This is a genomic window from Sphingomonas benefaciens (assembly GCF_052907485.1).
The window spans coordinates 59,350-82,404 of sequence record NZ_JBREIC010000003.1 but is presented as its reverse complement, the minus strand read 5'-3'; the positions used below and the strand labels follow the sequence as shown (position 1 = coordinate 82,404).

Genomic DNA, 23,055 nt, shown 5'->3' with positions numbered 1-23,055 from the left:
GGCGGGCCCGCCCCGCCGGCGCACGGCTTCCGGGCTGCTGCGGGTCAGCGCAGTCCGAGCATCTTATGGGTCTGCAGGGTCAGCCGCCATTGCGGTCGCGCCATGACCAAGGCGATCGCCGTCTCGACATGCGCGGCGTGATCGGCATCGTCGAGCGGCTGCAGCAATCGATGCCGGAAGTCCCAGCCTTCCAGTGCGTCGATGTCGCTGCCCGCCTGCGGCCAGACCAGCTTCAGTTCGTCGCCTGAGCGCTGGACCACCGTGCTGCCCGCCTTGGGGCTGATGCATACCCAATCGATGCCGGGATGCGTGGGCAGCGTGCCGTTGCTCTCGATCGCGATGCGAAACCCGGCAGCGTGCAGCGCCTCGACCAGGGCATCGTCGACCTGCAGCATCGGCTCGCCGCCGGTCAGCACGACGAAGCGGTGATCCCGCCCCTCGCCCCAATGCCCTTCCACGGCTGCGACCAGCGCCGCCGCATCGGCGAAGCGGCCGCCGCCGACGCCATCGGTGCCGACGAAATCGGTGTCGCAGAAGCGGCAGACCGCGGTCGCCCGGTCCGCCTCGCGCCCGCTCCAGAGATTGCATCCGGCGAAGCGGACGAACACGGCGCGCGCGCCGGCATTCGCCCCCTCCCCCTGTAGCGTCAGGAACATCTCCTTGACCGCATAGCTCATCGCCGCCTCACGCCCGCGTTGCGTAGACTGTCGGATCGGGGATGCCGGCCTCTTCGAACCCGCGTGAGCGCAGGCGGCAGCTGTCGCACAGGCCGCAGTGTACGCCGCCCGGCGCCGGATCGTAGCACGACCAGCTGAGCCCCATGTCGACGCCCAGCCGCTGGCCCTCGCGAACGATGTCGGCCTTGGTCATGTCCTGCAGCGGCGCGTGAATGCGGAACGGCGATCCCTCGACGCCCGCCTTGGTCGCGATCTCCGCCAGTCCTTCGAACGCCTTGATGAATTCGGGACGGCAGTCGGGATAACCGGAATAGTCGAGGGCATTGACGCCGATGAACAGATCCCGCGCGCCCGCCGCTTCGGCCCAGCCGAGTGCGAGGCTGAGAAAGATGGTGTTGCGCGCCGGCACATAGGTGACGGGAATGCCGCCACCCGCCTCCGTCCCCGCACCATCCTTGGGGACGGCGATGTCGTCGGTCAGCGCGGAACCGCCGAACGCGGACAGGTCCATCGGCAGCACGATATGCCGTTCGGCACCGAGCTCGTGCGCGACGCGACGTGCCGCGGCGAGTTCGACGCGGTGACGCTGATTGTAGTCGATCGACAGCGCGAGCAGGCGATAGCCCGCCTCGCGCGCGCTGGCGGCGGAGATCATCGAGTCGAGCCCGCCGGAGACGAGCACGACCGCAGCAGGATGGCGTGTCATGATCCGGCCGCGGCTAGGCCAGTTTCGACCAAAAGAAAAGGGCCGCGCACGCATGCGCGGCCCTTCGAGGGAGAGCATTGCTGCTCGCTTGGGAGAAAAGCGTGCTCACCGCAGGAGTTTGCACCCCCGCTGTCTAGCACGAGATGGTAAAAGACCGATTAACGCCATGAGGTTGCGCCAAATTTTTTTTTGCGAGGGCACAGCGTAGGACGAGCGGTGGCCCGTCTGCGATGAACCGCTCAGGCCTCCGCCGGCACCGGGAACTTGGTGGCGCAAAAGGCGCAATCGACCTGGATCAGGCCGTTCTCATCCGCCATTTCGCGACGTTCCTCGACCGTGAACTTGGACAGCACGCCGGCGATATATTCGCCGGTGCAGCGACAGCCGCGCGAGAGCGGCGTCTCCGCCAGCACGCGCACGTCCTCCTCCTCGTTGAACAGGCGCCAAATTAGCGTCTCGAGCGAGAGCGTCGGGTCGGCGAGCTCGTCGGCCCCCATCGTCTCGCCGAGCGCGGCGACATGTTCCCATTCGGGATGATCGAGCCGCGTGTGCAGCCGCTCACGCCCGACCTCGCCTTCCGGCAGATGCTGCAGGAACAGCCCCCCCGCGATCGTGTGGCCGTCCTTGCGGCTGATACCGACGCGGACCAAGCTGGGAATCTGCTCCGACTGGATGAAATAGCTCTGCGCCGCCTCGGCCAGCGTCGCGCCGTCGAGCGGCACGATCCCCTGATAGCGCTCGCCCGTCGTGGCGAGGTCGAAGGTGATCGCCAGATACCCCTCGCCGAACAGCGCGAACAGGGTCGGCTTCTCCGGCAGGCCGGCGAGCTTGTCGGCGTCATACTGGATATAGCCGCGCACCTCGCCACCGCGATAGTCGCAGACCATCAGGTTGATCGCGCCACGGTCGGTCCGCGTCTGGATAGTCAGCTGTCCCTGCGGATCCTTCAGCGTCGAGCCGAGCAGCGCGACCAGCGTCAGCGCCTCGGCAAGCAGTGCCTCGATCGCCGGCGGATAAGCGTGGGCGGCGAGCACCTGGTCGAGCGCCGGCCCCAGCCGCACGAAGCGGCCGCGGGCCGAGCGGGATGGGATCGCGAACGCCAAAGCGCGATCGAGGTCGAACGTCACGGTCTGTTGCATCGCGTCAAGATGGGGGCTCGGGAGCGGATTGAACAGTGGGCGGTTCCGCGGGTGGCTCGTACCCGATGACCGCCCCTCCCAGTTCCGTCATTCCCGTGTTCGCGGCGATGTCGAGGGACGTGACGGCAGATGCCGTGCTATCCCACCTGTCCGAAGACCCAGCGCAGCACCGCCTTTTGCGCGTGCAGGCGGTTCTCCGCCTCCGGCCAGATCAGCGACTGCGGGCCGTCGATCACCGCATCCACCACTTCCTCGCCGCGATGCGCGGGCAGGCAGTGGAGGAACTTGGCGTCCGGCTTGGCCTGCGCCATCAGCGCCGCATCGACCTGGAAGGGCATCATCGCCGCCAGCTTCTCCTCGGCATGCGCCTGCCCCATCGAGATCCAGGTGTCGGTGACGACGATATCCGCCCCGGCGACCGCTTCCGCCGCCGTGCCGACGACGCGGGCGCGGCCGTGGCCGAGCGCGATGTCCGCCGCGCCGGGCGCGAAGCCGGGCGGGCAGGCGGCGACGACGTCGAACTGCATCAGCCCCGCCGCCTCGATGATCGAGGCGAGGACGTTGTTGCCATCGCCGAGCCAGGCGACCTTGAGGCCGGGCAGCGCCTTGCCGCTTTCGATGATCGTCTGCAGATCGGCCATGATCTGGCAGGGATGCGACGCATCGGTGAGGCCGTTGATGACCGGGACGGTCGCATAGCGCGCCATCTCCTCGACCTTGGCATGGTCGTCGGTGCGGATCATGATCGCGTCGACATAGCCCGACAGCACGCGTGCGGTGTCGGCGATACTCTCGCCGCGGCCGAGCTGCATCGAGCCCGCGTCCATCACGATCGACATGCCGCCGAGCTGGCGGATCGCCATGTCGAACGACACGCGGGTGCGGGTCGAATTCTTCTCGAAGATCATCGCCAGCACATGGCCGGCGAGCGGCGCGTCGGCATCGACGCGGCCTTTCGGCCAGCCGGCGCGTGCCGCCTTGCGATCGATGGCGTCGGCCAGCATCGCCGCGACCCCATCGGCGCCGGCATCGGTCAGGTTGAGGAAATGGCGCATCGTCGATCCTTCTGTCCCCTCCCGCAAAGGGAGCCACGAAGCGCAGGGAGGAAGAGCGGCGCTGCGTCGGTGCCGCCCTCCCCACGCTCGCGACGCGGGCTATGGTCGGGTCGGACAGCCACCGGCATGTCCCGAACAGTACGGGGCGCTGTTCACCCGAAATCCCCCTCCCACCGGGAGAGGGCAATCGATCAATCGTCGGCGACCGGCACGTAGACCCGCGCCGCCGCGCTCAGCTTCTCGACGCATTCGGCGACATGGCTTTCGTCGATCACCAGCGGCGGCACCAGGCGCACGACATTGTCGCCCGCCGAGACGGTGAGCAATTGATGCTCGTCGCGCAGGAAGCCGACGAAGCGGCGCGCATCGGTCTTCAGCTTGAGGCCGAGCATCAGACCATGGCCGCGCACCTCCTCGAACAGATGGTCGTGATTGGGGATCATCTGCTCGAGCGCCTGGCGCAGCCGCTGCCCCATGGCGGTGACATGGTCGAGGAAGCCCGGCTCCTGGATCACGTCGAGCACCGCCTCGCCCGCCGCCATCGCCAGCGGATTGCCGCCATAGGTCGAGCCGTGGGTGCCGAACACCATGCCCTTGGCCGCTTCCGCCGTGGCAAGGCAGGCGCCGAGCGGGAAGCCGCCACCGATGCCTTTGGCCGACGCCATGATGTCGGGCGTGACGCCGTACAGTTCGTGCGCGAAGAACGTGCCCGTCCGGCCGTAGCCACACTGGACCTCGTCAAGCACGAGCAGCAGGCCGTGCTCGTCGCACGCCTGGCGCAATCCCTTCAGGAACGCCTCGCTCGCCGGGCGCAGGCCGCCCTCGCCCTGGATCGGTTCGACCAGGAAGCCGGCGGTATGCTCGTCGACCAAGGCCAACGCCGCCGCGAGATCGTCGAACGGCGCATATTTGAAGCCCGGCAGCAGCGGCTCGAAGCCGTCGCGCATCTTCGCCTGGTTGGTCGCCGAGATCGTCCCCAGCGTACGCCCGTGGAAGGCATTGTTGAAGGTGATCAGGTCATGCCGTTCCGGATGGCCGTTGGCATAATGGTAGCGGCGCGCGGTCTTGATCGCGCATTCCACCGCCTCGGCGCCCGAGTTGGTGAAGAACACCGTGTCGGCGAAGGTGGCGTCAACCAGCCGCTGCGCGAAATGCTCGCCCTGCGGACTGCCGTACAGGTTCGACACATGCATCAGCGTCGCCGCCTGCCGCTGGATCGCCTCGATCAGCTTGGGATGGCTGTGACCCAATGCATTGACGGCGATGCCGGCGGCCATGTCGAGATAGCGGGTGCCGTCCTCGGCGATCAGGTAGCAGCCTTCGCCTCGCACCGGTCGCACCCCGCACCGCGGATAGACGGGCATCAGGGGGGCAATGGTCACGGGACGTCTCCTCTTCTCCAAACGAGAAAGGGCGGCCCGTTCGCGGACCGCCCGATATCGTCATACCGGCAAGCGATGCGGCGAATCAACACCGCGTCGCGATCAGACCGTCAGGACACGGGCACCGTCGCATCGCCGAGGCCACCCGGCCGCGCCGTCGTCACATCCATGGTCATCAGACGCCCGGCATCCGAGCGGATCGGAACCCGGCCGAAACCCGGCGTACGATCGAAGATCATCGAATAGCGTTCGACCCTGTAGACGCCGGGCGAATCGGCGCCGACGGGGAGCGGCGCATAGGTGCGCTTGGCGACATTGGCCATCTTCGCCCGCAGCCAGGCACCTGGTTCGGCAGCGGATCGCTGGACGACCTCGACATCATCGACCGATCCGTCCGGCCGCACCCAGAAGCCCACGTCCGCCCATTGCGGACGATCGTCGATCGTGCTGCCCTGAAGCTGGTAACCGGTCAAATCGAGAAACGGCTCGTCGACCAACAAGGGCGAGCGCCGTTCGTCGGCAGGGAGGGTCATGAGCAATTGCCGCGCCGCCTCCCCCTTGCCGCTGCGTGCCGCGATCCGGGCTTGCAGCATCAGACCCGCACTGCGGAAGGGCGCGAACGCGGCCCCGTCATGGTCACGCAGCGCTGCAATCGCCCGTAGCGCCCGATCCTTATAAAGAGGCTGGTCGCGGGCAACTTCGGTCAGGACGGATGCCTTGCGGAAGAGCGCATGCCCCTCCACCGGCACGTTCCCGAGCTGCCGCGCCTTGGCGGCAACCTCGTCGTAGATGGCCAAGGCCATATTGAGGCGCACGACCGGATCGCCCCCGTCATTCAACAGCATCCGATCCGCCGTTTCGAGACGCTGAACTTGAATGATCGGATCGGTCGCCTTCAGGCCTGCCCGCAACGCATCCGTGGCCGATCGCGCGTCGATCCGCGACGCCATGATCCGACCGTCGTAAGATGACAGGACCGAACTCGCCCGGGCAAGATCGGACACTTCATAGGGAAATTGCGCAGCAAAATGGTCGTTGCGACTGCGCGACATGCGAATGGTGCGCAGGGCTTCAGGATAGTCGCCGGCGAGAAACTGTTCGTTGGCGTAGCTGAGTGCTGCGCGCATTTCCTTGTTCGGTGGGCATTGCTGCGCGATGCATGCGTCCAAGGCATGCTTCGCACCGGCCAGACGTGTCGCCGTGACGACGACTTCATCATCGGCGTTGCCCGGGCTGGATGGTGCCGCGACAACTGTCTGCAAGAGAAGAAATGCTGCTAGCATCACGATCAACACTCCCTGCTTTTAAATGTTCATACCTCAAAAAGGGACGGCAAGCGAGAGGCCCCCGCGCAACAGGTGACTGACCGCCCAACCATGAACAGGCCGCCGATGCTTGGCGACAGCCGCCACTTTCTGGTCTTCCCGCCCAAGGCGCTTAGCCACGGAATAGGCATAATCTTTGTATTACAGCATCTTAGGTGTTTGGCATGGGTAATGCAGTGCATCAGGTACCGGGCAGCAAGCTCGGACCAAATATCGATCGCAGGAGGACCTTCATCATGACCCGTACCGCATTCGCCCGCCCCGCCCTGTTCGCCGCCGCCATCGCATTGGCCGCCGGCGCTTCCGCTCCCGCCTTCGCACGCAGCAAGGCGCCGGCGACAATCACGATGACCGCCAAGATGATGGATAACAAGGAAGGCCGTCTCTGCATGCCCAAGACGACGCTGGGCAGCAAGGCGACCAAGGACATGCCGCAGACATTGTGCCAGACCCGCGCCGACTGGGAAGCGCAGGGCGTGACCTTCGTCGTCAAGTGAGGGGCGACCCGGCTCCGCGGCCCGCGCCGCGGAGCCCCGTCACGCGTCGATCGCTTCCTCGTCCAGCCGTGCGGCATTTTCCTGGATGAAGGCGAAGCGGTGGGCCGGATTGTTGCCCATCAGCCGGTCGACCAGATCCTTGACGCCCGCCCGCTCCTCATATTCCTGCGGCAGGGTGATGCGGATCATGCCGCGTGTCTTCGGGTCCATCGTGGTTTCGCGCAGCTGCTGCGGGTTCATCTCGCCCAGCCCCTTGAACCGTGCGACCTCGACCTTCTTGCCCTTGAACGCGGTGCGCTCCAGCTCGGCGCGATGCGCGTCGTCGCGGGCGTAGAGCGACTTGGCGCCCGCGGTCAGACGATAGAGCGGCGGCTGAGCGAGATAGAGGTGACCGCGCCGGACGAGGTCCGGCATTTCCTGGAAGAAGAAGGTCATCAGCAGCGTCGCGATATGCGCGCCGTCGACGTCCGCGTCGGTCATGATGACGATCCGCTCGTAGCGGAGGTTGTCGGGCAGGCAGTCCTTGCGCGTACCACAACCCAGAGCCTGGATCAGATCGGCAATTTCCTGGTTCGCCAGGATCTTGGCGCTGGTCGCGCTGGCGACATTGAGGATCTTGCCGCGGATCGGCAGGATCGCCTGCGTCTTGCGGTCGCGCGCCTGCTTCGCCGAGCCGCCGGCCGAATCGCCCTCGACGATGAACAGCTCGGTGCCCTCCGGGCTGTCGGCGGCGCAGTCGGTCAGCTTGCCGGGCAGGCGCAGTTTGCGCGCGCTGGTCGCGGTCTTGCGCTTGACCTCGCGTTCCGCCTTGCGGCGCAGCCGCTCGTCCATCCGGTCGAGCACATAGCCGAGCAGCGCCTTGCCGCGCTCCATATTGTGGCCGAGCCAATGGTCGAAATGGTCGCGCACCGCCTTTTCGACCAGTCCCGCCGCCTCCGGGCTGGTCAGCCGGTCCTTGGTCTGGCTCTGGAACTGCGGATCGCGGATGAAGACGCTGAGCATCAGCTCGCTGCCGATCATCACGTCGTCCGCGGTGATGTCCTTCGCCTTCTTCTGGTTCACCAGTTCGCCGAAGGCGCGCAGGCCCCGGACCAGCGCCTGGCGCAGACCCTGTTCGTGCGTGCCGCCGTCCGGGGTCGGAATGGTGTTGCAATACCAGCTGTAGCTGCCGTCGCTCCACAACGGCCAGGCGACCGCCCATTCGACGCGGCCCTGCTCGCCGGGGAAATCCTGCCGCCCGGCGAAGAAGTCGGTGGTGGCGCATTCGCGGGCGCCGATCTGCTCCTTGAGATGATCGGCGAGGCCGCCGGGGAACTGGAACACCGCCTCGGCCGGCGTATCGCTGCCCTCGACCAGCGCGGGCGCGCACTTCCAGCGGATCTCGACACCGGCGTAGAGATAGGCCTTCGACCGCGCGAGCTGGTAGAGCCGCTTGGGCTTGAAGCCGAGTTCGGGGCCGAAGATCTCGACGTCGGGCACGAAGGTCACCGAGGTGCCGCGCCGGTTGGGCGCCGCGCCGACATGCTCGAGCGCACCCAGCGTCTGGCCGCGGCTGAAGCGCTGGCGATAGAGCTGCCGGTCGCGCGCTACCTCGACAACCGTCTCGCTGGACAGGGCATTGACCACCGAAACGCCGACGCCATGCAGGCCGCCGCTGGTCGCATAGGCCTTGCCGGCGAACTTGCCCCCGGAATGGAGCGTCGAGAGGATCACCTCCAGCGCCGACTTGTCGGGAAATTTGGGATGCGGATCGACCGGGATGCCGCGGCCGTTGTCGACGATGGTCAGCCGGTTGCCCGGCTCCAGCGTCACCTCGATCCGCGTCGCATGACCGGCGACCGCCTCGTCCATCGCATTGTCGAGCACCTCTGCGGCGAGATGGTGCAGCGCGCGCTCGTCGGTACCGCCGACATACATGCCGGGGCGACGGCGGACAGGTTCGAGCCCCTCCAGCACCTCGATCGAGGAGGCATCGTAATTCTGTTGGGTGGAAGCGTTGGAAGCGAACAGATCGTCGGCCATGTGCGAACGTATGGGGTACGGGGGCGCGAAGGGCAAGGTGCGGGCCGGATTGGCGCCCTGTCGACCGGTTTGCGGCTGCAAGGCCGATGTTCTATCTTAGCGCCGGTACGGAGGAGCGCTCGACATGATCCAGCGAGACCGCTGACGCGGCCGAACATCCGCAGGCGGCCGATGCCGCCGGTCGACCTCTGGTTACGAGACCATCATGCAACGACTGAAAGACAAGACGTGCGTCATCACCGGCGCGGCGCGCGGTATCGGCCGCGCGATCGCCCAACGCTTCCATGACGAAGGGGCGACCGTCGTCGTCACCGATATCGACGATGTTGCCGGCGCTGCGACGGCCACGGCGATCGGCTGCCGGTTCGAGCCCCTCGATGTCGGAGAGGAAAGCGATTGGTCGCGCCTGGCCGCCTGCGTCCCGGTGGCGGACGTCGTGGTCAACAATGCCGGCGTCACGGGATTCGAATCCGGTATGACGCGACACGATCCGGAACATGCCAGTCTCGCCGATTGGCGGGCGGTGCATCGGATCAACCTGGACGGCACCTTCCTCGGCTGCCGCTATGCGATCGGCGCGATGAAGGCGGCGGGCGCCGGATCGATCATCAACATCTCGTCCCGTTCGGGGCTGGTCGGCATTCCCGGCGCCGCGGCCTATGCTTCATCCAAGGCGGCGATCCGCAACCACAGCAAGACGGTCGCGCTCTATTGTGCGCAGCAAGGCTGGCAAATCCGCTGCAACTCGATCCATCCCGCCGCAATATTGACGCCGATGTGGGAGCCGATGCTGGGTGATGGCGCAGACCGGGAAGCGCGGATGCAGGCCCTGGTCGCGGACACGCCGCTGCGGCGCTTCGGCCTGCCCGAGGAGGTCGCGGCGGTAGCGGTGACGCTGGCGTCCGACGAAGCCACCTATGTCACCGGGCCGGAAATCACCATTGACGGGGGGCTGCTGGCAGGCTCCGCCGCGGCGCCGGGTTGACGCAAGAATGCCAGCGTAGCCCGTCATGGGAGTAACTCCCATGACGTCGGACGCGGCTCGTGGCCGTGCCGGCCCGCAGACCGCGGCGCTGAAGCTTGGCTTCAGCGCACGCGCGGGCCGCCGAACGGCAGCGGCGGCGGCGGGCGACGGTCGCGGCGGGGCAGCTGCGCCTGATAAGCGTGGCCGCAATGGGCGACGCAATAGGGGAAGCCGGGGTTCACCTTCTCGCCGCAGAAATGGAAGTCGGGCTCGCCGGGATGGCCGAGCGGCCATTTGCAGATACGGTCGTTGAGATCTAGCAGCGTCGTCTTGCCCGCGATCTCGGGCGAGGGCTTGGCCGGCACCAGCCGGCGCGGCGGCGCGGGGGTGGCGGGCGGCGCCTGCTCGCCGGGCGACTGGCGGACGAAGCCGCCGGGGCCGACCGAACGCAGCACCGGCTGCGGGTCGCGCACCGGTTCCGGCGTCGGCGGCGCGACCGGCTCGTCGCGGAACGGCGGTTCCTCGGCGGCGGCCTCCACCTCGGGCTCCGGCGCGGGCGGGGCCGGTGGCGCGGCGACGGCCGCGACCGGTTCGGACGCCGCCTTGGCCTCCGGCTCGTTCGGCTTGACCGGCGACGGGCGCGACTGCAGGCCCAGCCGGTGCGCCTTGCCGATCACCGCGTTGCGGCTGACGCCGCCCAGCGCATCGGCGATCTGGCTGGCGGTCTGCCCCGCCTCCCACATCGTCTTGAGCGTATCGATCCGCTCGTCGGTCCAGGACATGGTCTTCCCTCGTTAACACGTCAGCCGGGTTGCGGGCGGCAGTCGCTGCGGTTACCCGCATCGGCCATGAGCAGCCAGCCCCCAATCGGCCAAATTCCTTCGGCGATCCGGTCCGCACCCGGTGTTCCGGTGATCCGGAACGTCAATTGGGGCGGCCTGAAGACCCTCTATGTGAAGGAGGTGCGCCGGTTCTTCAAGGTGCAGCTCCAGACGGTATGGGCGCCGGCGATCACGACTTTGCTGTTCCTGATCGTCTTTACCATCGCGACCGGCGCGAAAAGCCCGGTGCAGGTCGGCGGCACGATCATCCCCTTCGCCGATTTCATCGCCCCCGGCCTGATCATCAGCCAGGGGATGATGGGGCCCGCCTTCGCCAACGCCAGCTTCTCGCTGCTCGTCGGCAAGATCCAAGGCACGATCGTCGACTACCTGCAGCCGCCGCTGTCGACCGCCGAACTGCTCGCCGCGCTGGTCGGCGGCGCGATGACGCGGGCGTTCATCGTCGGCTTCATCTGCTGGTGCGCGATGGCGCTCTATCCCGGCGTCCACGTCACGCCGGCCCATCCGCTGGCGATCCTATGGTTCGGCTTCCTGGGCGCGGGCTTCCTCGCCTTCCTGGGCGTGCTGACGTCGATCTGGGCGGAGAAGTTCGACCATGCCGCGGCGGTGACCAATTTCGTCATCGCGCCGCTGTCGCTGTTGTCGGGCACCTTCTATTCGGTCGACCGGCTCGCCCCCGCCTTCCGCGCATTCAGCCACGCCAATCCCTTCTTCTACATCATCTCCGGCTTCCGTTACGGCTTCCTCGGCACCGCCGATTCGCCCATCATGGTCGGCAGCGTCGCGATCCTCGCGGCGGACGTGGTGCTGGGGGTGACATGCTATCTGCTCTTACGCAAAGGCTGGAAGCTCAAGAACTGATCGCTGCGCTGGCGCTCGCCGGACTCGCGCCGAGCGTCGCAGCCGCACAGACACCGCCGACCGAAGCGGTCGCGGCCGACCCGGCGGTGCGGACGCAGGCAGAGGCCTTGCTGCCGCTGCTCGCCGGCGGTCCGGGCTATGACAGCTTGTTTGCCCCCGTCTTCCGCCAGGCGGTGCCGCTCGGCCAGTGGACGCCGCTGACGAAGCAGCTGGCCGATACCTTGGGCGCGCCGCGGCGAATCGCGTCGCTGACGCCGCGGGGGCGTTTCGCCGCGACGGTCGAGGTCGCCTACGACCGCGGCACCGCGACGATGCTGATCGCGGTCGATCCCGCCCCGCCCCATGCGATCACCGGGCTGCGCATCACCGGCACCACGCGCGCCGACGACAGCGCCGCCGCGCTCGCCAAGGATCTGGCCGCCCTGCCCGGCGCCACCCGCCTTGGCGTCTATGCCCTCGCGGGCGCGACGCCGAAGGCCACGCTCGCCATCGACGACGCGACGCCAGCACCGATCGGCTCCGCGTTCAAGCTGTGGGTGCTGGCGGAGGCGGCGCGTCAGGTGGCGGCGGGCCGGCATCGCTGGGACGAGGTGGTTCCGGTCGGTGTGCCATCGCTGCCCTCGGGCATCCTGCAGGGCTGGCCGCGCGGCACGCCGGTGACGTTGCAGACCTTGGCGACGCTGATGATCGCGATCAGCGACAATACCGCGACCGATACGCTGATCGGCGTGCTCGGCCGGCGCGAGGTGGATGCGATGGCGGCGCGCTTCGGCGCCGCGGGACCGGTGCTGACCACGCGCGAGGCCTTCGCGATCAAGGCCGATCCGGCGCTCACCGCCGCCTGGACCGGCGCCGATGCCCCGGCGCGTCGGGCTTTGCTGACGGCGCAGGCCGCGCGAATTGCCGGTGAGCGGATCGATGCGATGATGTTCTCATCAGGCCCGGTCGCCAATGACGCGGTCGAATGGTTCGCCGCGCCGCGCGACATGGCGCGATTGCTCGCACATCTGCGCGATGCGGGGCCGGTGGTGCGCGCGATCCTGGCGGTCAATCCGGGGATCGACCCGACGACCGCCGCGCGTTTCCGCTACGTCGGCTTCAAGGGTGGGTCGGAACCGGGGGTGATCGCCCTCAACCTGCTGGCCGAGACGCAGGACGGCCGCTGGTATGCCGTGGTCGGCGACTGGCATCGCCGCGACGCCGCGGTCGACGACGCCGCCTTCGTAGCACTGGTCACACGCGCGCTGGCGCAGGTCACACGATAGATCAGCGCGGCTCAACGCGCGTGGCGGCCCGACCGGCGGGAACGCACCAGCAGGACGAGGCTGGCGAGCAGCCTCCCCCGGCATTGCCGGTTGCTCAGCGGCGCCATTCCTCCCGCAGCAGGCCGAAGAGCAGGGTGTCGCGCACGCCGATATGCGTCTCCCACTCCCCGCGCAGCCGCCCCTCCAGCGTGAAGCCGAGGCGGCGGAGCAACGCGATCGACCGGCCATTCTCGGGATCGGTATCGGCGAAGACGCGGCGATCCCCTTCGACGAACAGGCGGTCGATCACCGCCGACACCGCCTCCGCCGCGATCCCCTGTCCCGCAGCGTCCTGCGCGAGCAGATAGCCGATCTCCGTGACGCCGGGCCGACGGGCGCCGGCGGATACGAAGCCGATCGCCGTGTCGTCGCCCGTCCGGGTGATTGCCCAGGCACGCCACGGCCCGGTGTCGCGCATCGCGAAATGATCGGCCAGCTCCGCGACGTCGGTGAACGGCGGCCGCGACCACCAGGTCATCGCCGCCGGATCGCGCATCGTCGGGAACAGCGCCGCCGCATCGGTCGCCACTCGCGGCCGTAATGTCAGCCGCGCCGTGGCGAGGATCGGGATCACGCGGTCAGCGCGTCGACCAGCGCCCGCACCTTGGCCTGGCGCCATTGCGGCAGGGGAGCGACGAACCAATAGCCGAAGCGCGACGGTTGCGGCTCGCCGATCGCGACCAGCCGTCCCGCCGCAATGTCGGCAGCGGCGAGCAGTTCGGGCACGGTCGCCCGGCCGAGGCCGGCCGCCGCGGCGTCGATCGCCAGACCGGCATCGCCGACCCGGACCAGCGTCGTCCCCTCCGGATCGGGACCGCCGGGCCAGCCGATCGTCGCCTCGCCCGCCTTGCCGCTGCCCGGCGCGACGACGGTGATCATGCCGTCCGATTCGATCGCCTCGCCCTCATGTTCGCCGGGCCCCTCGCCCCAGCGAAGCGCGAGATCGAGGTTGGCTTCGGTGAAGTCGATCGCCGCCGCCGGCCCATGGCTGTCGGCGGCGACGAGCATGAAGCGCAGGTCGGGATCGGCAGCGGCGATCCCCGCGAGGCGCGGCATCAGCCACTTTTCGGTGACGTCGCGCGGCGCCGCGATGGTCAGCGACTTGGACGACTGGCCCGCCTGCATCGCGCGGACGGCTTCCTCGAACTGCAGGAAACCGTCGCGCAGCGGGGCGAGCCCCGCCTCCGCTTCCGGCGTCAGTTCCAGTCCCCGCGTCGTGCGGCGGAACAGCACCACGCCCAGCGTGTCCTCCAGCGCGCGGATCTGCTGCCCGACCGCGGCGGGGGTCACTGCCAATTCGTCGGCGGCACGGGTGAAGGACAGGTGGCGCGCCGCGGCGTCAAGCACGCGCATGCCGTTGAGGGGAAGGTGCGTCCGCTTCATCGCCGGCGGCTCAGATCTCTACCGCCGGGGCGCTCAGCGCGAAGCGGGGAATGGCGACGTCGAACTCTGCGCCGTCGCCACCGACCATGCGGTAGCTGCCCTGCATCGCACCACTTGGCGTCGCCAGCGGACAGCCGGAGACGTAATCGTAGCTGGCGCCGGGAACGATCAGCGGCTGTTCGCCGACCACGCCCTCGCCCTCGACGCTGTGCCGCGCGCCGCGGCCGTCGGTGATCACCCAATGGCGGGTGAGCAATTGCACGGGCTGCACCGAATCATTCTCGATGCGGATGTGATAGGCCCAGAACCACCGCCCGCGGCCCGGCTCCGACTGATCGGCAAGATAGCTGACCGAGACGCGCACGGTGACCCCGTCCGTCGTCGCGGCATGCGGGAACAGCCTCTGGACGCCGGCGGCGATCACAGGCCGACCTGGCGCAGCGCCTGGTCGAGATCGTCTATCAGGTCCTGCGGGTCCTCGAGCCCGACGTTGAGCCGCAGCATCCCCTCGGTCACGCCCATCTCGCTGCGCGTCTCCGCCGACACGCCGGCGTGGGTGGTGGAGGCGGGATGCGTCATCAGCGAGCGGGAATCGCCGATGTTGTTCGAAATGTCGATCAGCGTCAGCGCGTCGAGCAAGCCATGCGCCTGGGCGCGGTCCGCCACTTCGAAGGCGAAGATCGGGCCGGTTGCGCGCATCTGGCGCATCGCCAGTTCGTGCTGCGGATGGCTGGGCAGGCCGGGGTGGAGGATGTGCGGCACCCGCCCTTCGAGGAAGCGGCCGACCGTTAGCGCGCTCTCCGACTGGCGCATGATCCTGAGGTCGAGCGTCTCCAGCCCCTTCAGCACCACCCAGGCGTTGAACGGCGACAGCGTCGGGCCGGTGTTGCGGGTGAAGGGCAGCAGCGTGTTGGTGATGAAATCCTCCGTCCCGCACACCGCGCCGGCGAGGACGCGGCCCTGGCCGTCCATCATCTTGGTCGCGGAATAGGCGGTGACATCGGCGCCGAAGTCCATCGGCCGCTGCAAGGCCGGCGTGGCGAAGGCATTGTCGACGACGGTGGTGATGCCGCGCTCGCGCGCGATGCCGCAGATCGCCGCCAGATCGGCCACGTCCATCGTCGGATTGGCCGGCGTCTCGAAGAAGAACACCTTCGTCTCCGGCCGCACCGCATCGAGGAATTGCTGCGGATCGCGGGCGTCGACGATCGAGGTGGCGATGCCGAACTTGGGCAGCAACGTGTCGGTCAGCCAGCGGCACGAGCCGAAGGCGGCGCGGCCGCCGACCAGATGGTCGCCCGCCTGCAACTGGCAGAGCAGCACCGCGGTCATCGCCGCCATGCCGCTCGCCATGGTGCGGCACGCCTCGGCGCCTTCGAGCAGGGCGATGCGCTTCTCCAGCATCTCGACGGTCGGATTCTGCAGGCGGGAATAGGTCATCCCCTGCTGCTCGCCGGCGAACCGCGCCGCGGCATCCGCCGCCCGGTCGTAGGTGTAGCCGGAGGTGAGGAAGAGCGCCTCGCTCGTCTCGCCATATTCGCTGCGCGCGGTGCCGCCGCGGACGGCGAGCGTCGCGGGGCGCCAATGCTGGGTGATCGAGGGGTCCTGGCCTGCCTTGCGCTTCATGATGCCAAGCGCTTTGCCGGACCGGAGCCGCGCTCGCAAGGGCGTGCGGCTAAGCCCATGGCTTGCCAAGCGCCTGTGCAGCGGGAAGAACCATAGGGTGCGATCGTTAGCCCGCCCCCTGCCCGTCGCCGCCGCCATCGGCCTTGTCGCGCAAATGCTGTTCAGCTGGCGGCTGACGGTGCCGCACCAGCTCGTCTTCGACGAGGTCCATTATGTCCCGGCGGCACGCATCCTCGCCGGGCTGATTGGTCCGAGCAACATCGAACACCCCCTGCTCGGCAAGACGCTGATCGCGGCGAGCATGCGACTGTTCGGCGACGATCCGCTCGGCTGGCGCGCCGCCTCCACGCTGGCCGGGACGGCGGTGGTGGTCGGCGTGTTCGCGATCCTGTGGCTGGGCCTCGGCCGGCTGCGCAGCGCGACGATCGGCGCGCTGCTGACGCTGCTCAACTTCACCGTCTTCGTGCAGGCGCGGATCGCGATGCTCGACGGATTCATGGCGGCGTTCGTCGTGACCGGCCTGGCGACGTTGCTCTGGTCGATGCGCGCGGAGACGACAGGCGCGGCGTGGCGGCGCTGGATCGCGGGTGGCGTGCTGCTCGGCCTGGCCGTCGGCACCAAATGGACGGCGCTGCCCTATCTCGCCTTGGTCGGGGCAGGATTCCTGTGGCTGCGACGCGGCCGCCCCGACCGCTGGGCCGGGCTGCCGGCCTTGCCCGCGCTGGTTGTGCTGGGTGCAGCCAGCACCCTGACCTATGCCGCGACCTTCTGGCCGGCCTTCCTCTACACCAACGATCCCATGACGCTGGCGCGGCTGATCCCGTTCCAGCTCGATATGTATCGCCAACAGACGCAGGTGCTGCCGCCGCATACCTATCAGTCGGCCTGGTACAGCTGGCCGTTCGACTATCGGCCGATCTGGTATCTGTACGAGCGCGCCGACGATGCGCAGCGCGGCATCCTGCTGCTCGGCAATCCGGTGGTGATGTGGGGCGGACTGGTCGCGGTGGTCGCCGGCCTGTGGGCGGGCGCGCGCGACCGCGCCGTCGCCCCGGGCCTGGCGGCGCTGCTGTGGATCGCCAGCGTCGCGATGTGGGCGGTGATCCCCAAATCGCTCGGCTTCTATTATTATTACTATCTGTCGAGCATCTGGCTGGCGGTGGTGCTGGCCGCGGTGGTCGATCACTGGCGCCGGCGGCTGACCTATTGGGACGAGGGACTGTTACTCGCCGCGGCGGTGCTGTTCGTGCATTTCTTCCCGATCCTTGCCGCGACGGCGCTCAGCGGGCCGGGGGCGTTCCATCGCTGGACGTGGTTCGCGAGCTGGATCTGACAAGGCAGGGTTTTCTGCGCGAGTCTTGACAGAATTGACGCCTGAACGCGGTATTTCACACTCCTCGGCGAAACGTGAATGCCGGTCATGATCTGGACGGTGCAAAGAGCCGGCAGCGGGGCTGCCGACTGACGGCTAGCACAGGGCGCGGCTTGTAGGAAAACGCCTCATGCCCACCATTCGTCATCCCCGCGGAGGCGGGGATCCAGACGCGCAGGTTTGGCTTTCGGTCACGAGGGTCAGCGTCTCTGGACTCCCGCCTGCACGGGAATGACAGAATGGGCCGGAACGCCGCTCAGTACCGCCCCCAGACGAACTTCGACGATAGCGCATAATTCCACACCGCGCCGACCAGGATGCCGATCAGCGCCGACGCCGCCGCACCGCCGTTGCGGAAGTCGTGCAGGAAGGCGGCGATGCCGATGTTGGCGACCAGGCCGACCGAGCAGACGACGCAGAACGACACCCAGCCGTCGAGCATCTGGCGGAACCCCTTCAGCCGGCGGTCGCGATAGGTCAGCGCGTTGTTGAGGAAGAAGTTGAACGTCATCGCCGCCATCGCGCCGAGGATCTGCGCCAGCAGGAAGGAGGCGCCGAGGATCATGCCGAGGCCCAGCACGCCCATGTGCACGCCGACGCCGAGCACGCCGATGCCGGAGAACATCGCGAAGCGGACCGGCACGACATGGCCGAACATCCGGTCGTAGAGCGCGATCAGATATTCCATCGCGACGACGTGGTCGAGCTTGCTCTCCCCCTCCGTCCGCACGCGGAACGTATAGGGCAGTTCGGCGAAGCGCAGCGGCTGCGGCGACGTCGTCATCAGGTCGAGCAGGATCTTGAAGCCGATCGCCGACAGTTCGGGGACGAGCCGCCGCACGACCTCGGCCCGGATGGCGAAGAAGCCGCTCATCGGGTCGCTGAGATCGCCCTTGAGCACGCGGCGCGACAGCTTGGTCGCGAAGGCCGATTTGGCGACGCGGTCGCGATCCCAATCGCCGGTGCCGCCGCCGTCGACGAAGCGCGACCCGACGACGACGTCGAGGTCGCCGTCACGCTGGAGCAGGTCGAGCATCTTGGGCAGCAGCGTCTCGTCATGCTGCAGGTCGCCGTCGATCACCGCCACCACCGGTGCGGCGGTGGCGCACATGCCCTCGATACAGGCCGACGACAGGCCACGCCGGCCGATGCGCTGGATGACCCGGACGCGGGCGTCGAGCCGGCCGAGCTCGCGCGCGGCATCCGCCGTACCGTCGGGACTGTCGTCGTCGACGAAGATCGCCTCCCATTTGCGGCCGACCAGCGCCTGGTCCAGCTTCGCGACGAGCACCGGCACGTTGGCGCGCTCGTTGAAGGTCGGGATGACGACCGCGATCTCGAGCAGGTCGCTCATAGCTGGGCGAGGATCACGTCCGCCATCGCGCGGGTCGACAGGTCGCCGCCGAGGTCCGCGGTGCGCGCGCCGCGATCCAGCGCGCTCGCCACCGCCGCCTCGATCCGTTGCGCGGACTCCTCGTCGTCGAGCGAGTGGCGCAGCAACATCGCCGCCGACAGGATCGCCGCGCACGGATTCGCCTTGCCCTGGCCGGCGATGTCGGGGGCGGAGCCGTGGATCGGCTCGTACATGCCATTGTCGCCGCTCCACGCGCGCAGCGAGGCGGAGGGCAGCATACCGATCGACCCGGCGCACATGCTCGCCTGGTCGGACAGGATATCGCCGAACAGATTGCCGGTGACGATGACGTCGAACTGGTTAGGTGCGCGAACGAGCTGCATCGCCGCGTTATCGACATACATATGTTGCAGCGCGACGTCGGGATATTGCGCGGACAGCTCGACCACCACGTCGCGCCAGACCTGCGACGTCTCGAGCACATTGGCCTTGTCGACGGAACACAGCCGCCTCTTGCGGCGACGCGCCATCTCGAAACCGACGGTGGCGATACGCCGCACCTCCTCCTCGTCGTAGCGCATCAGGTCATAACCCTCGCGCAGTCCTCCGTCCGTGGCGCGCTGGCCCTTGTCGCCGAAATAGACGTCGCCGGTCAGCTCGCGGACGATGACGATGTCGAGGCCGTCGACCACCTCCGGCTTGAGGCTGGACGCATCGGTCAGCGCCGGGAAGATCGTCGCCGGGCGGATATTGGCGAACAGGCCGAGCGCGCTGCGCAGACCGAGCAATGCCGCCTCGGGCCGGAGATGCCGTTCCAGCCGCTCGTAGCGGGGATCGCCGATCGCGCCGAACAGCACCGCATCGGCACGCTGCGCCAGCGCCAGCGTCGCGGGCGGCAGCGGATGGCCCGCCGCCTCATAGCCGGCGCCGCCGACCGGCGCCTCCTCGAACGTCAGGCCGAGGTCGAGCGCCTCGAGCACGCGGCGCGCCTCGGCCGTCACCTCTGGGCCGATGCCGTCGCCGGCCAGGATTGCTACCAGCGCCATCGCTGTCCCTCTTCATGGCAAAAGAACCGTCGCGGCTTCATGGCGGCGGCGTCGGTTTCAGGCAACCGCCCTTTTCATCAGGTCGACCAGCCGGGTACGTGCGGCGAGCGGCTCACTGCGGCGATCGATGAGGATGTCGCGCGCAAGAAAATGGCCGGTGATGCGCAGCGCGTCGAAGACGTCGGGCCAATCCGCCATCCCGCCCTCGCGTAGAAAAACCGGCAGCGCGTAGAGGCGAGCCTCATAGCCCGCCGCCGCCGCGCGGCTCACCGCACCGCCGCTTTTCGGGCTGACGAAGGCGAGGTCGTCGAGCGCGCCGCTGGCGATGCAGGCCGACAGGTCGAGGCCGAAGCCGAGTTCGGCGAGCAGCAGCAATTCGTACCGCGCCAATGCCGCCGCCCACCCGCGCGCGCTCGGTGCCGCCTCGACCGCGTCGAGCACGCCGGTCAGCCCGTCGTAGACGCGCGGATAGGGCTGCGCCTCGGGCAGCGCCGCCGCGGTGAGCGCGGTCAGCCAGGCGAGAGCGGCGGCGGGCAGCGGTTCGGCATGCAGCGCGGCCCGGCTGTGCAACGGCTCGACGGTCAGCGCCGCGAGCTGTTCGCCGGTGCGGGCGCGCCATTCGCCGCGGATCGCATTGGCGGGCTGCAGCACGGGCCGCAGCCCGCGCGACCGGCCGCCGCGGACGTAGCCGGGCTGCACCCCGTCCTGGCGGGTCAGCGCCCGCACCACCGCGCCATGCTCGCCATGCGCCCGGACGGCGAGGATCACGGCTTCGGCGAGGCGGTGCATCGGGAGGATATAGGCGGTGGGGGTGGCGTCGTCACCGGCGCCGCTTGGCGGCTAGCGAGGCGATCGGGGGACAAGCCGTGCGGTGCTGCCATCGGCGAAGGTGATGGTCAGCCGCCCCGCTGATGCTGCCCATGAGCGCGGTCGCCGCATCTTGTCCCAGAACAGCGTGCCGTCACGATCCGCCGGCGAGTCATCACAGCGGATCGTCGTCCAGAACATCGAGCCTTTGGGATCGACGGTCAGGGTTCCCCGCGTGCCGGTCCGATCGGTCGACCACCGTATCCTGTTACCACCGAATGAACTGCAGCCGGCGCTCCCGCCGATCTGGCGATCGGGCCCGAAGACGAGATGAGCCGCGTCGAACCGCCCGGTTGCGACCGGTCGACCATCGATCTCGCTCAGCATCCATCGGGTCGTTGCCGGTCCGCCACGCGACTCGGTCCCCTGCGCCGAAGCCGCCAGCGCGACGACAACGATGCGATGGTGCAGGGGCGGCATGGCAAAAGCCTATCCGCGCTGTGCCGCTGCGTCACGCAATCACTGAGGCCGTCGCGGCACCGACGCGCACCTCACCGCCGCCCGTCCCCCATCATCCCGTGTCGAGCGGACACCACGATCCTCGATGACGCCTCGGGCGGCCGAGCGCGTGACGGTGACCAAGCCCCTTCCCGCTCAGGCGCCGCGGAAGCTGAGCGTGAACATCGCGCCGCGGCGGTCTGGGCCGGGGGTGATCGTCAGCAGGCCGTGGTGCGCCTCCGCGACGCGCTGGACGATCGACAGGCCGATGCCATAGCCTTCGCTGCGCGCGCCATCGCCGCGGAAGAAGCGCTCGGTCAGCCGCGCGACCTGGTCGGGGGCGATGCCGTCGCCATTGTCGCGGACCGACAGCCGCGCGCCGGGGCCGATCGCGACGGTGATCTGCGTGCCCGGCGGGGTGTGGCGGATCGCATTGTCGACCAGATTCTCTAGGGCCAGCGTCAAGGGTCCGGCAAAGCCGTGCATCGTCGCGCGGCCCTGATCCTCGAGCGCGATCGTCCGGCCGCCGGCGAGAATTGCCGGTGCCCGCGCGGCGACGACGTCCTCGGCAAGCGCGGCAAGGTCGACGCGGCCGCCGGAATCCTCGACGCGGCGCTCGAGGTCGGCGAGGCCGAGCATCTGGGTCATCACGCGCGAGGCGCGGTCGACGCTGGCGAGCAGCGCACGGCGCAATTCCTCGTCGGCGACCTTCTCCGCGCGCAGCCGGACGATGGCGAGCGGCGTGCGCAGTTCGTGCGCGATATCGGCGGCGAAGGCGGCCTGGACCCGATAGCCCTTTTCCAGCCGGTCGAGCGCAGCATTGGTGGCGATCGCCAGCGGTTCGACCTCGATCGGCAGGGTGCCGCGCGGCAGGCGCTGGTCGATCGCCCGCGGCCCGATGCCGGCGGCGATGGCGGAGACGGTGCGCATCCGCCGCGTCAGCCGCCGGGTGAGCAGCGCGCCGCTGAGCGGCAGCAGCGCCGCGATCGGCAGCAGCAGCAGCGCGAACCGCTTCAGGAAGGTGCGGACGATGTCGTCGGTCACCGCCTGCGGCGCGGCGGCATCCTGCGATACGACGATCCAGCCGGCGGCGAACGGCCGGCTGATCGCACGCACCGTGCCGCGGCGGAAGAAGACCGCCTTCGGCCCGTGCGGTGCCTCAGCGACCAGACCGGGCATCGCCGGTCCATGCACCAGCCGCGTATGGCCGTTGCGATCGATGACGCTGATCGACAGGCCGCTGACCGGCAGGTCGGTGGCGGAGACCAGCACCGCATCGGGCCGTCGCGCCAGCACCCGCGCCGCCGCGCCCGCCTGCTGGACCAGCAGGTCGCGCTGATAATGGCTGGCCGTGCGGTTGAGCAGCACGGAGACGCCGAGCGACAGCAGCACCGCGGCGAGGATGCCGAGCAGCACGTGCAGCGCGATGAACTGGCCGAACAGCGATCGCGGGATCAGGCGTTTCATGCGCCGGCAGCCGCTGCGATCATATAGCCGACGCCGCGGACCGTATCGATGCGCACCCCGCCCCCCGCCTCCGCCAGCCGTTTGCGCAACCGGTGGACATAGACCTCGATCGCATTCGAGCCGAGATCGCCGCCGACGCCAAACAACTGGTCCTCGGCGAGCCGCTTCGGGACGACGCTGCCCTGGCGGCGGAGCAGCAGCTCGAGCAACTCGGTCTCGCGGGCCGACAGGGCGAGCACGGTCGTGCCGATCCGCGCCTGACGGCCGGCGATGTCGAAGACGAGCGCGCCGCAGCTCAGCGTCTCGCCGACGTAGCCGCCCTGCCGGCGCAGCACCGCGAGGATGCGCGCATGCAGCTCGTCGGTGTCGAACGGCTTGACCAGATAGTCGTCGGCGCCGGCGTTCAGCCCCTGGATACGTGCCTCCACCGCGCCGCGCGCGGTGAGCAGCAGCACCGGCCGCGTCACGCCGCGTGCGCGCAGCCGGCGCAGCAGCGTCAGCCCGTCGGCGTCGGGCAGACCGAGGTCGAGCAGCAGCGCGTCATGCTGCGTCGCCCGCAGGAACGCCTCGCCCTCCTCGGCGTCGCGGGCATGATCGACCGCGAGTCCGCGCCGCTCCAGCGCGTCGACCAGCTCGCGTGCCAGATCGGGATCGTCCTCGACCAGCAGAATCCGCAAAGTTCTTCGCCCCTTCCCGCAACGCAGCAACCGTAAGCATCCTGTAAGCAA

The 23,055-nt window shown here is 68.8% G+C and carries 23 protein-coding genes; 5 read left to right on the top strand and 18 right to left on the bottom strand.

Annotated elements, in window-relative coordinates; all coding sequences use genetic code 11:
• Positions 1–44 precede the first annotated feature (44 nt).
• The 6 genes from queE to ACU5AX_RS11480 form a co-directional block, all read right to left on the bottom strand.
• On the bottom strand, positions 45–677 hold the full coding sequence (gene queE / locus ACU5AX_RS11505) for a 7-carboxy-7-deazaguanine synthase (protein WP_446691031.1): 633 nt from the start codon (positions 675–677) through the stop codon (positions 45–47).
• A gap of 7 nt (positions 678–684) precedes the next feature.
• Positions 685–1,383, bottom strand: coding sequence for a 7-cyano-7-deazaguanine synthase QueC (gene queC / locus ACU5AX_RS11500; RefSeq protein ID WP_198355012.1), 699 nt, complete (start codon positions 1,381–1,383; stop codon positions 685–687).
• A 239-nt stretch (positions 1,384–1,622) separates the two neighbouring features.
• Positions 1,623–2,522, bottom strand: coding sequence for an Hsp33 family molecular chaperone HslO (gene hslO / locus ACU5AX_RS11495; protein ID WP_446691030.1), 900 nt, complete (start codon positions 2,520–2,522; stop codon positions 1,623–1,625).
• A gap of 137 nt (positions 2,523–2,659) precedes the next feature.
• Positions 2,660–3,577, bottom strand: a complete 918-nt coding sequence (argF, locus tag ACU5AX_RS11490) for an ornithine carbamoyltransferase (protein WP_446691029.1) — start codon at positions 3,575–3,577, stop codon at positions 2,660–2,662.
• Positions 3,578–3,768: 191 nt separating this feature from the next.
• Positions 3,769–4,959: an aspartate aminotransferase family protein gene (locus tag ACU5AX_RS11485; RefSeq protein WP_446691028.1), complete on the bottom strand. Its 1,191-nt coding sequence runs from the start codon at positions 4,957–4,959 to the stop codon at positions 3,769–3,771.
• A gap of 110 nt (positions 4,960–5,069) precedes the next feature.
• Positions 5,070–6,086 (bottom strand): hypothetical protein, encoded by a 1,017-nt coding sequence (locus ACU5AX_RS11480; protein ID WP_446691027.1) that lies wholly within the window; start codon positions 6,084–6,086, stop codon positions 5,070–5,072.
• A gap of 434 nt (positions 6,087–6,520) precedes the next feature.
• On the opposite strand from ACU5AX_RS11480, the gene ACU5AX_RS11475 reads away from it, so the two are divergent.
• Entirely contained in the window at positions 6,521–6,781 is a 261-nt protein-coding gene (locus tag ACU5AX_RS11475) for a hypothetical protein (RefSeq protein WP_198355005.1), read from the top strand.
• A gap of 39 nt (positions 6,782–6,820) precedes the next feature.
• On the opposite strand, the gene parE is transcribed toward ACU5AX_RS11475, so the two are convergent.
• Positions 6,821–8,803, bottom strand: coding sequence for a DNA topoisomerase IV subunit B (parE, locus tag ACU5AX_RS11470; RefSeq protein WP_446691026.1), 1,983 nt, complete (start codon positions 8,801–8,803; stop codon positions 6,821–6,823).
• A 205-nt stretch (positions 8,804–9,008) separates the two neighbouring features.
• On the opposite strand from parE, the gene ACU5AX_RS11465 reads away from it, so the two are divergent.
• The gene (locus ACU5AX_RS11465) at positions 9,009–9,788 is read left to right on the top strand and encodes an SDR family oxidoreductase (RefSeq protein WP_446691025.1); all 780 of its coding nucleotides are present in this window, start codon (positions 9,009–9,011) and stop codon (positions 9,786–9,788) included.
• Positions 9,789–9,889: 101 nt separating this feature from the next.
• On the opposite strand, the gene ACU5AX_RS11460 is transcribed toward ACU5AX_RS11465, so the two are convergent.
• On the bottom strand, positions 9,890–10,549 hold the full coding sequence (locus ACU5AX_RS11460) for a GcrA family cell cycle regulator (RefSeq protein WP_446691024.1): 660 nt from the start codon (positions 10,547–10,549) through the stop codon (positions 9,890–9,892).
• A 66-nt stretch (positions 10,550–10,615) separates the two neighbouring features.
• Between ACU5AX_RS11460 and ACU5AX_RS11455 the strand changes: the two genes are divergently transcribed.
• On the top strand, positions 10,616–11,470 hold the full coding sequence (locus tag ACU5AX_RS11455) for an ABC transporter permease (RefSeq protein WP_446691023.1): 855 nt from the start codon (positions 10,616–10,618) through the stop codon (positions 11,468–11,470).
• Positions 11,428–12,735, top strand: a complete 1,308-nt coding sequence (locus ACU5AX_RS11450; RefSeq protein WP_446691022.1) for a serine hydrolase — start codon at positions 11,428–11,430, stop codon at positions 12,733–12,735. The genes ACU5AX_RS11455 and ACU5AX_RS11450 overlap by 43 nt, the downstream gene beginning before the upstream one ends.
• Positions 12,736–12,829: 94 nt before the next feature.
• On the opposite strand, the gene ACU5AX_RS11445 is transcribed toward ACU5AX_RS11450, so the two are convergent.
• Genes ACU5AX_RS11445 through ACU5AX_RS11430 form a run of 4 tightly spaced genes read right to left on the bottom strand, consistent with a single transcriptional unit; the run spans position 12,830 to position 15,783 of the window.
• On the bottom strand, positions 12,830–13,348 hold the full coding sequence (locus ACU5AX_RS11445) for a GNAT family N-acetyltransferase (protein WP_446691021.1): 519 nt from the start codon (positions 13,346–13,348) through the stop codon (positions 12,830–12,832).
• The gene (locus ACU5AX_RS11440; RefSeq protein ID WP_446691020.1) at positions 13,345–14,157 is read right to left on the bottom strand and encodes a LysR family transcriptional regulator; all 813 of its coding nucleotides are present in this window, start codon (positions 14,155–14,157) and stop codon (positions 13,345–13,347) included. Before ACU5AX_RS11440 ends, ACU5AX_RS11445 begins: the two co-directional genes overlap by 4 nt.
• A gap of 10 nt (positions 14,158–14,167) precedes the next feature.
• On the bottom strand, positions 14,168–14,581 hold the full coding sequence (gene apaG, locus ACU5AX_RS11435) for a Co2+/Mg2+ efflux facilitator ApaG/CorD (protein WP_446691019.1): 414 nt from the start codon (positions 14,579–14,581) through the stop codon (positions 14,168–14,170).
• Complete coding sequence (locus ACU5AX_RS11430) at positions 14,578–15,783, bottom strand: trans-sulfuration enzyme family protein (protein ID WP_446691018.1); 1,206 nt, start codon at positions 15,781–15,783, stop codon at positions 14,578–14,580. Before ACU5AX_RS11430 ends, apaG begins: the two co-directional genes overlap by 4 nt.
• A 97-nt stretch (positions 15,784–15,880) precedes the next feature.
• Here ACU5AX_RS11430 and ACU5AX_RS11425 point away from each other — a divergent pair, with 97 nt between their 5' ends.
• A complete protein-coding gene (locus tag ACU5AX_RS11425) occupies positions 15,881–17,116 on the top strand; it encodes a phospholipid carrier-dependent glycosyltransferase (protein WP_446691017.1) in 1,236 nt (411 codons plus the stop codon).
• A gap of 295 nt (positions 17,117–17,411) precedes the next feature.
• Here the strand turns inward: ACU5AX_RS11425 and ACU5AX_RS11420 are convergent, their stop codons facing one another.
• From ACU5AX_RS11420 to ACU5AX_RS11395, 6 genes are all read right to left on the bottom strand, one after another.
• The gene (locus tag ACU5AX_RS11420) at positions 17,412–18,509 is read right to left on the bottom strand and encodes a glycosyltransferase family 2 protein (RefSeq protein WP_198354993.1); all 1,098 of its coding nucleotides are present in this window, start codon (positions 18,507–18,509) and stop codon (positions 17,412–17,414) included.
• Complete coding sequence (gene leuB / locus ACU5AX_RS11415) at positions 18,506–19,555, bottom strand: 3-isopropylmalate dehydrogenase (RefSeq protein ID WP_446691016.1); 1,050 nt, start codon at positions 19,553–19,555, stop codon at positions 18,506–18,508. The genes ACU5AX_RS11420 and leuB overlap by 4 nt, the downstream gene beginning before the upstream one ends.
• A 57-nt stretch (positions 19,556–19,612) precedes the next feature.
• Complete coding sequence (gene recO / locus ACU5AX_RS11410) at positions 19,613–20,344, bottom strand: DNA repair protein RecO (protein WP_446691015.1); 732 nt, start codon at positions 20,342–20,344, stop codon at positions 19,613–19,615.
• A gap of 51 nt (positions 20,345–20,395) precedes the next feature.
• Complete coding sequence (locus ACU5AX_RS11405; RefSeq protein WP_446691014.1) at positions 20,396–20,842, bottom strand: META domain-containing protein; 447 nt, start codon at positions 20,840–20,842, stop codon at positions 20,396–20,398.
• A gap of 174 nt (positions 20,843–21,016) precedes the next feature.
• Positions 21,017–22,327, bottom strand: coding sequence for a sensor histidine kinase (locus tag ACU5AX_RS11400; protein ID WP_446691013.1), 1,311 nt, complete (start codon positions 22,325–22,327; stop codon positions 21,017–21,019).
• Positions 22,324–23,004 carry a response regulator gene (locus tag ACU5AX_RS11395; RefSeq protein ID WP_446691012.1) on the bottom strand — a complete coding sequence of 227 codons (681 nt, stop codon included), beginning with the start codon at positions 23,002–23,004 and terminating at the stop codon, positions 22,324–22,326. Before ACU5AX_RS11395 ends, ACU5AX_RS11400 begins: the two co-directional genes overlap by 4 nt.
• Positions 23,005–23,055 lie beyond the last annotated feature (51 nt).

Coding starts and splice junctions, on each gene's coding strand:
- queE (WP_446691031.1), bottom strand. CDS start 677: ATGAGCTATGCGGTCAAGGAGATGTTCCTGACGCTACAGGGGGAGGGG.
- queC (WP_198355012.1), bottom strand. CDS start 1,383: ATGACACGCCATCCTGCTGCGGTCGTGCTCGTCTCCGGCGGGCTCGAC.
- hslO (WP_446691030.1), bottom strand. CDS start 2,522: ATGCAACAGACCGTGACGTTCGACCTCGATCGCGCTTTGGCGTTCGCG.
- argF (WP_446691029.1), bottom strand. CDS start 3,577: ATGCGCCATTTCCTCAACCTGACCGATGCCGGCGCCGATGGGGTCGCG.
- ACU5AX_RS11480 (WP_446691027.1), bottom strand. CDS start 6,086: ATGCGCGCAGCACTCAGCTACGCCAACGAACAGTTTCTCGCCGGCGAC.
- ACU5AX_RS11475 (WP_198355005.1), top strand. CDS start 6,521: ATGACCCGTACCGCATTCGCCCGCCCCGCCCTGTTCGCCGCCGCCATC.
- parE (WP_446691026.1), bottom strand. CDS start 8,803: ATGGCCGACGATCTGTTCGCTTCCAACGCTTCCACCCAACAGAATTAC.
- ACU5AX_RS11465 (WP_446691025.1), top strand. CDS start 9,009: ATGCAACGACTGAAAGACAAGACGTGCGTCATCACCGGCGCGGCGCGC.
- ACU5AX_RS11460 (WP_446691024.1), bottom strand. CDS start 10,549: ATGTCCTGGACCGACGAGCGGATCGATACGCTCAAGACGATGTGGGAG.
- ACU5AX_RS11455 (WP_446691023.1), top strand. CDS start 10,616: ATGAGCAGCCAGCCCCCAATCGGCCAAATTCCTTCGGCGATCCGGTCC.
- ACU5AX_RS11450 (WP_446691022.1), top strand. CDS start 11,428: ATGCTATCTGCTCTTACGCAAAGGCTGGAAGCTCAAGAACTGATCGCT.
- ACU5AX_RS11440 (WP_446691020.1), bottom strand. CDS start 14,157: ATGAAGCGGACGCACCTTCCCCTCAACGGCATGCGCGTGCTTGACGCC.
- ACU5AX_RS11430 (WP_446691018.1), bottom strand. CDS start 15,783: ATGAAGCGCAAGGCAGGCCAGGACCCCTCGATCACCCAGCATTGGCGC.
- ACU5AX_RS11420 (WP_198354993.1), bottom strand. CDS start 18,509: ATGAGCGACCTGCTCGAGATCGCGGTCGTCATCCCGACCTTCAACGAG.
- leuB (WP_446691016.1), bottom strand. CDS start 19,555: ATGGCGCTGGTAGCAATCCTGGCCGGCGACGGCATCGGCCCAGAGGTG.
- recO (WP_446691015.1), bottom strand. CDS start 20,344: ATGCACCGCCTCGCCGAAGCCGTGATCCTCGCCGTCCGGGCGCATGGC.
- ACU5AX_RS11405 (WP_446691014.1), bottom strand. CDS start 20,842: ATGCCGCCCCTGCACCATCGCATCGTTGTCGTCGCGCTGGCGGCTTCG.
- ACU5AX_RS11400 (WP_446691013.1), bottom strand. CDS start 22,327: ATGAAACGCCTGATCCCGCGATCGCTGTTCGGCCAGTTCATCGCGCTG.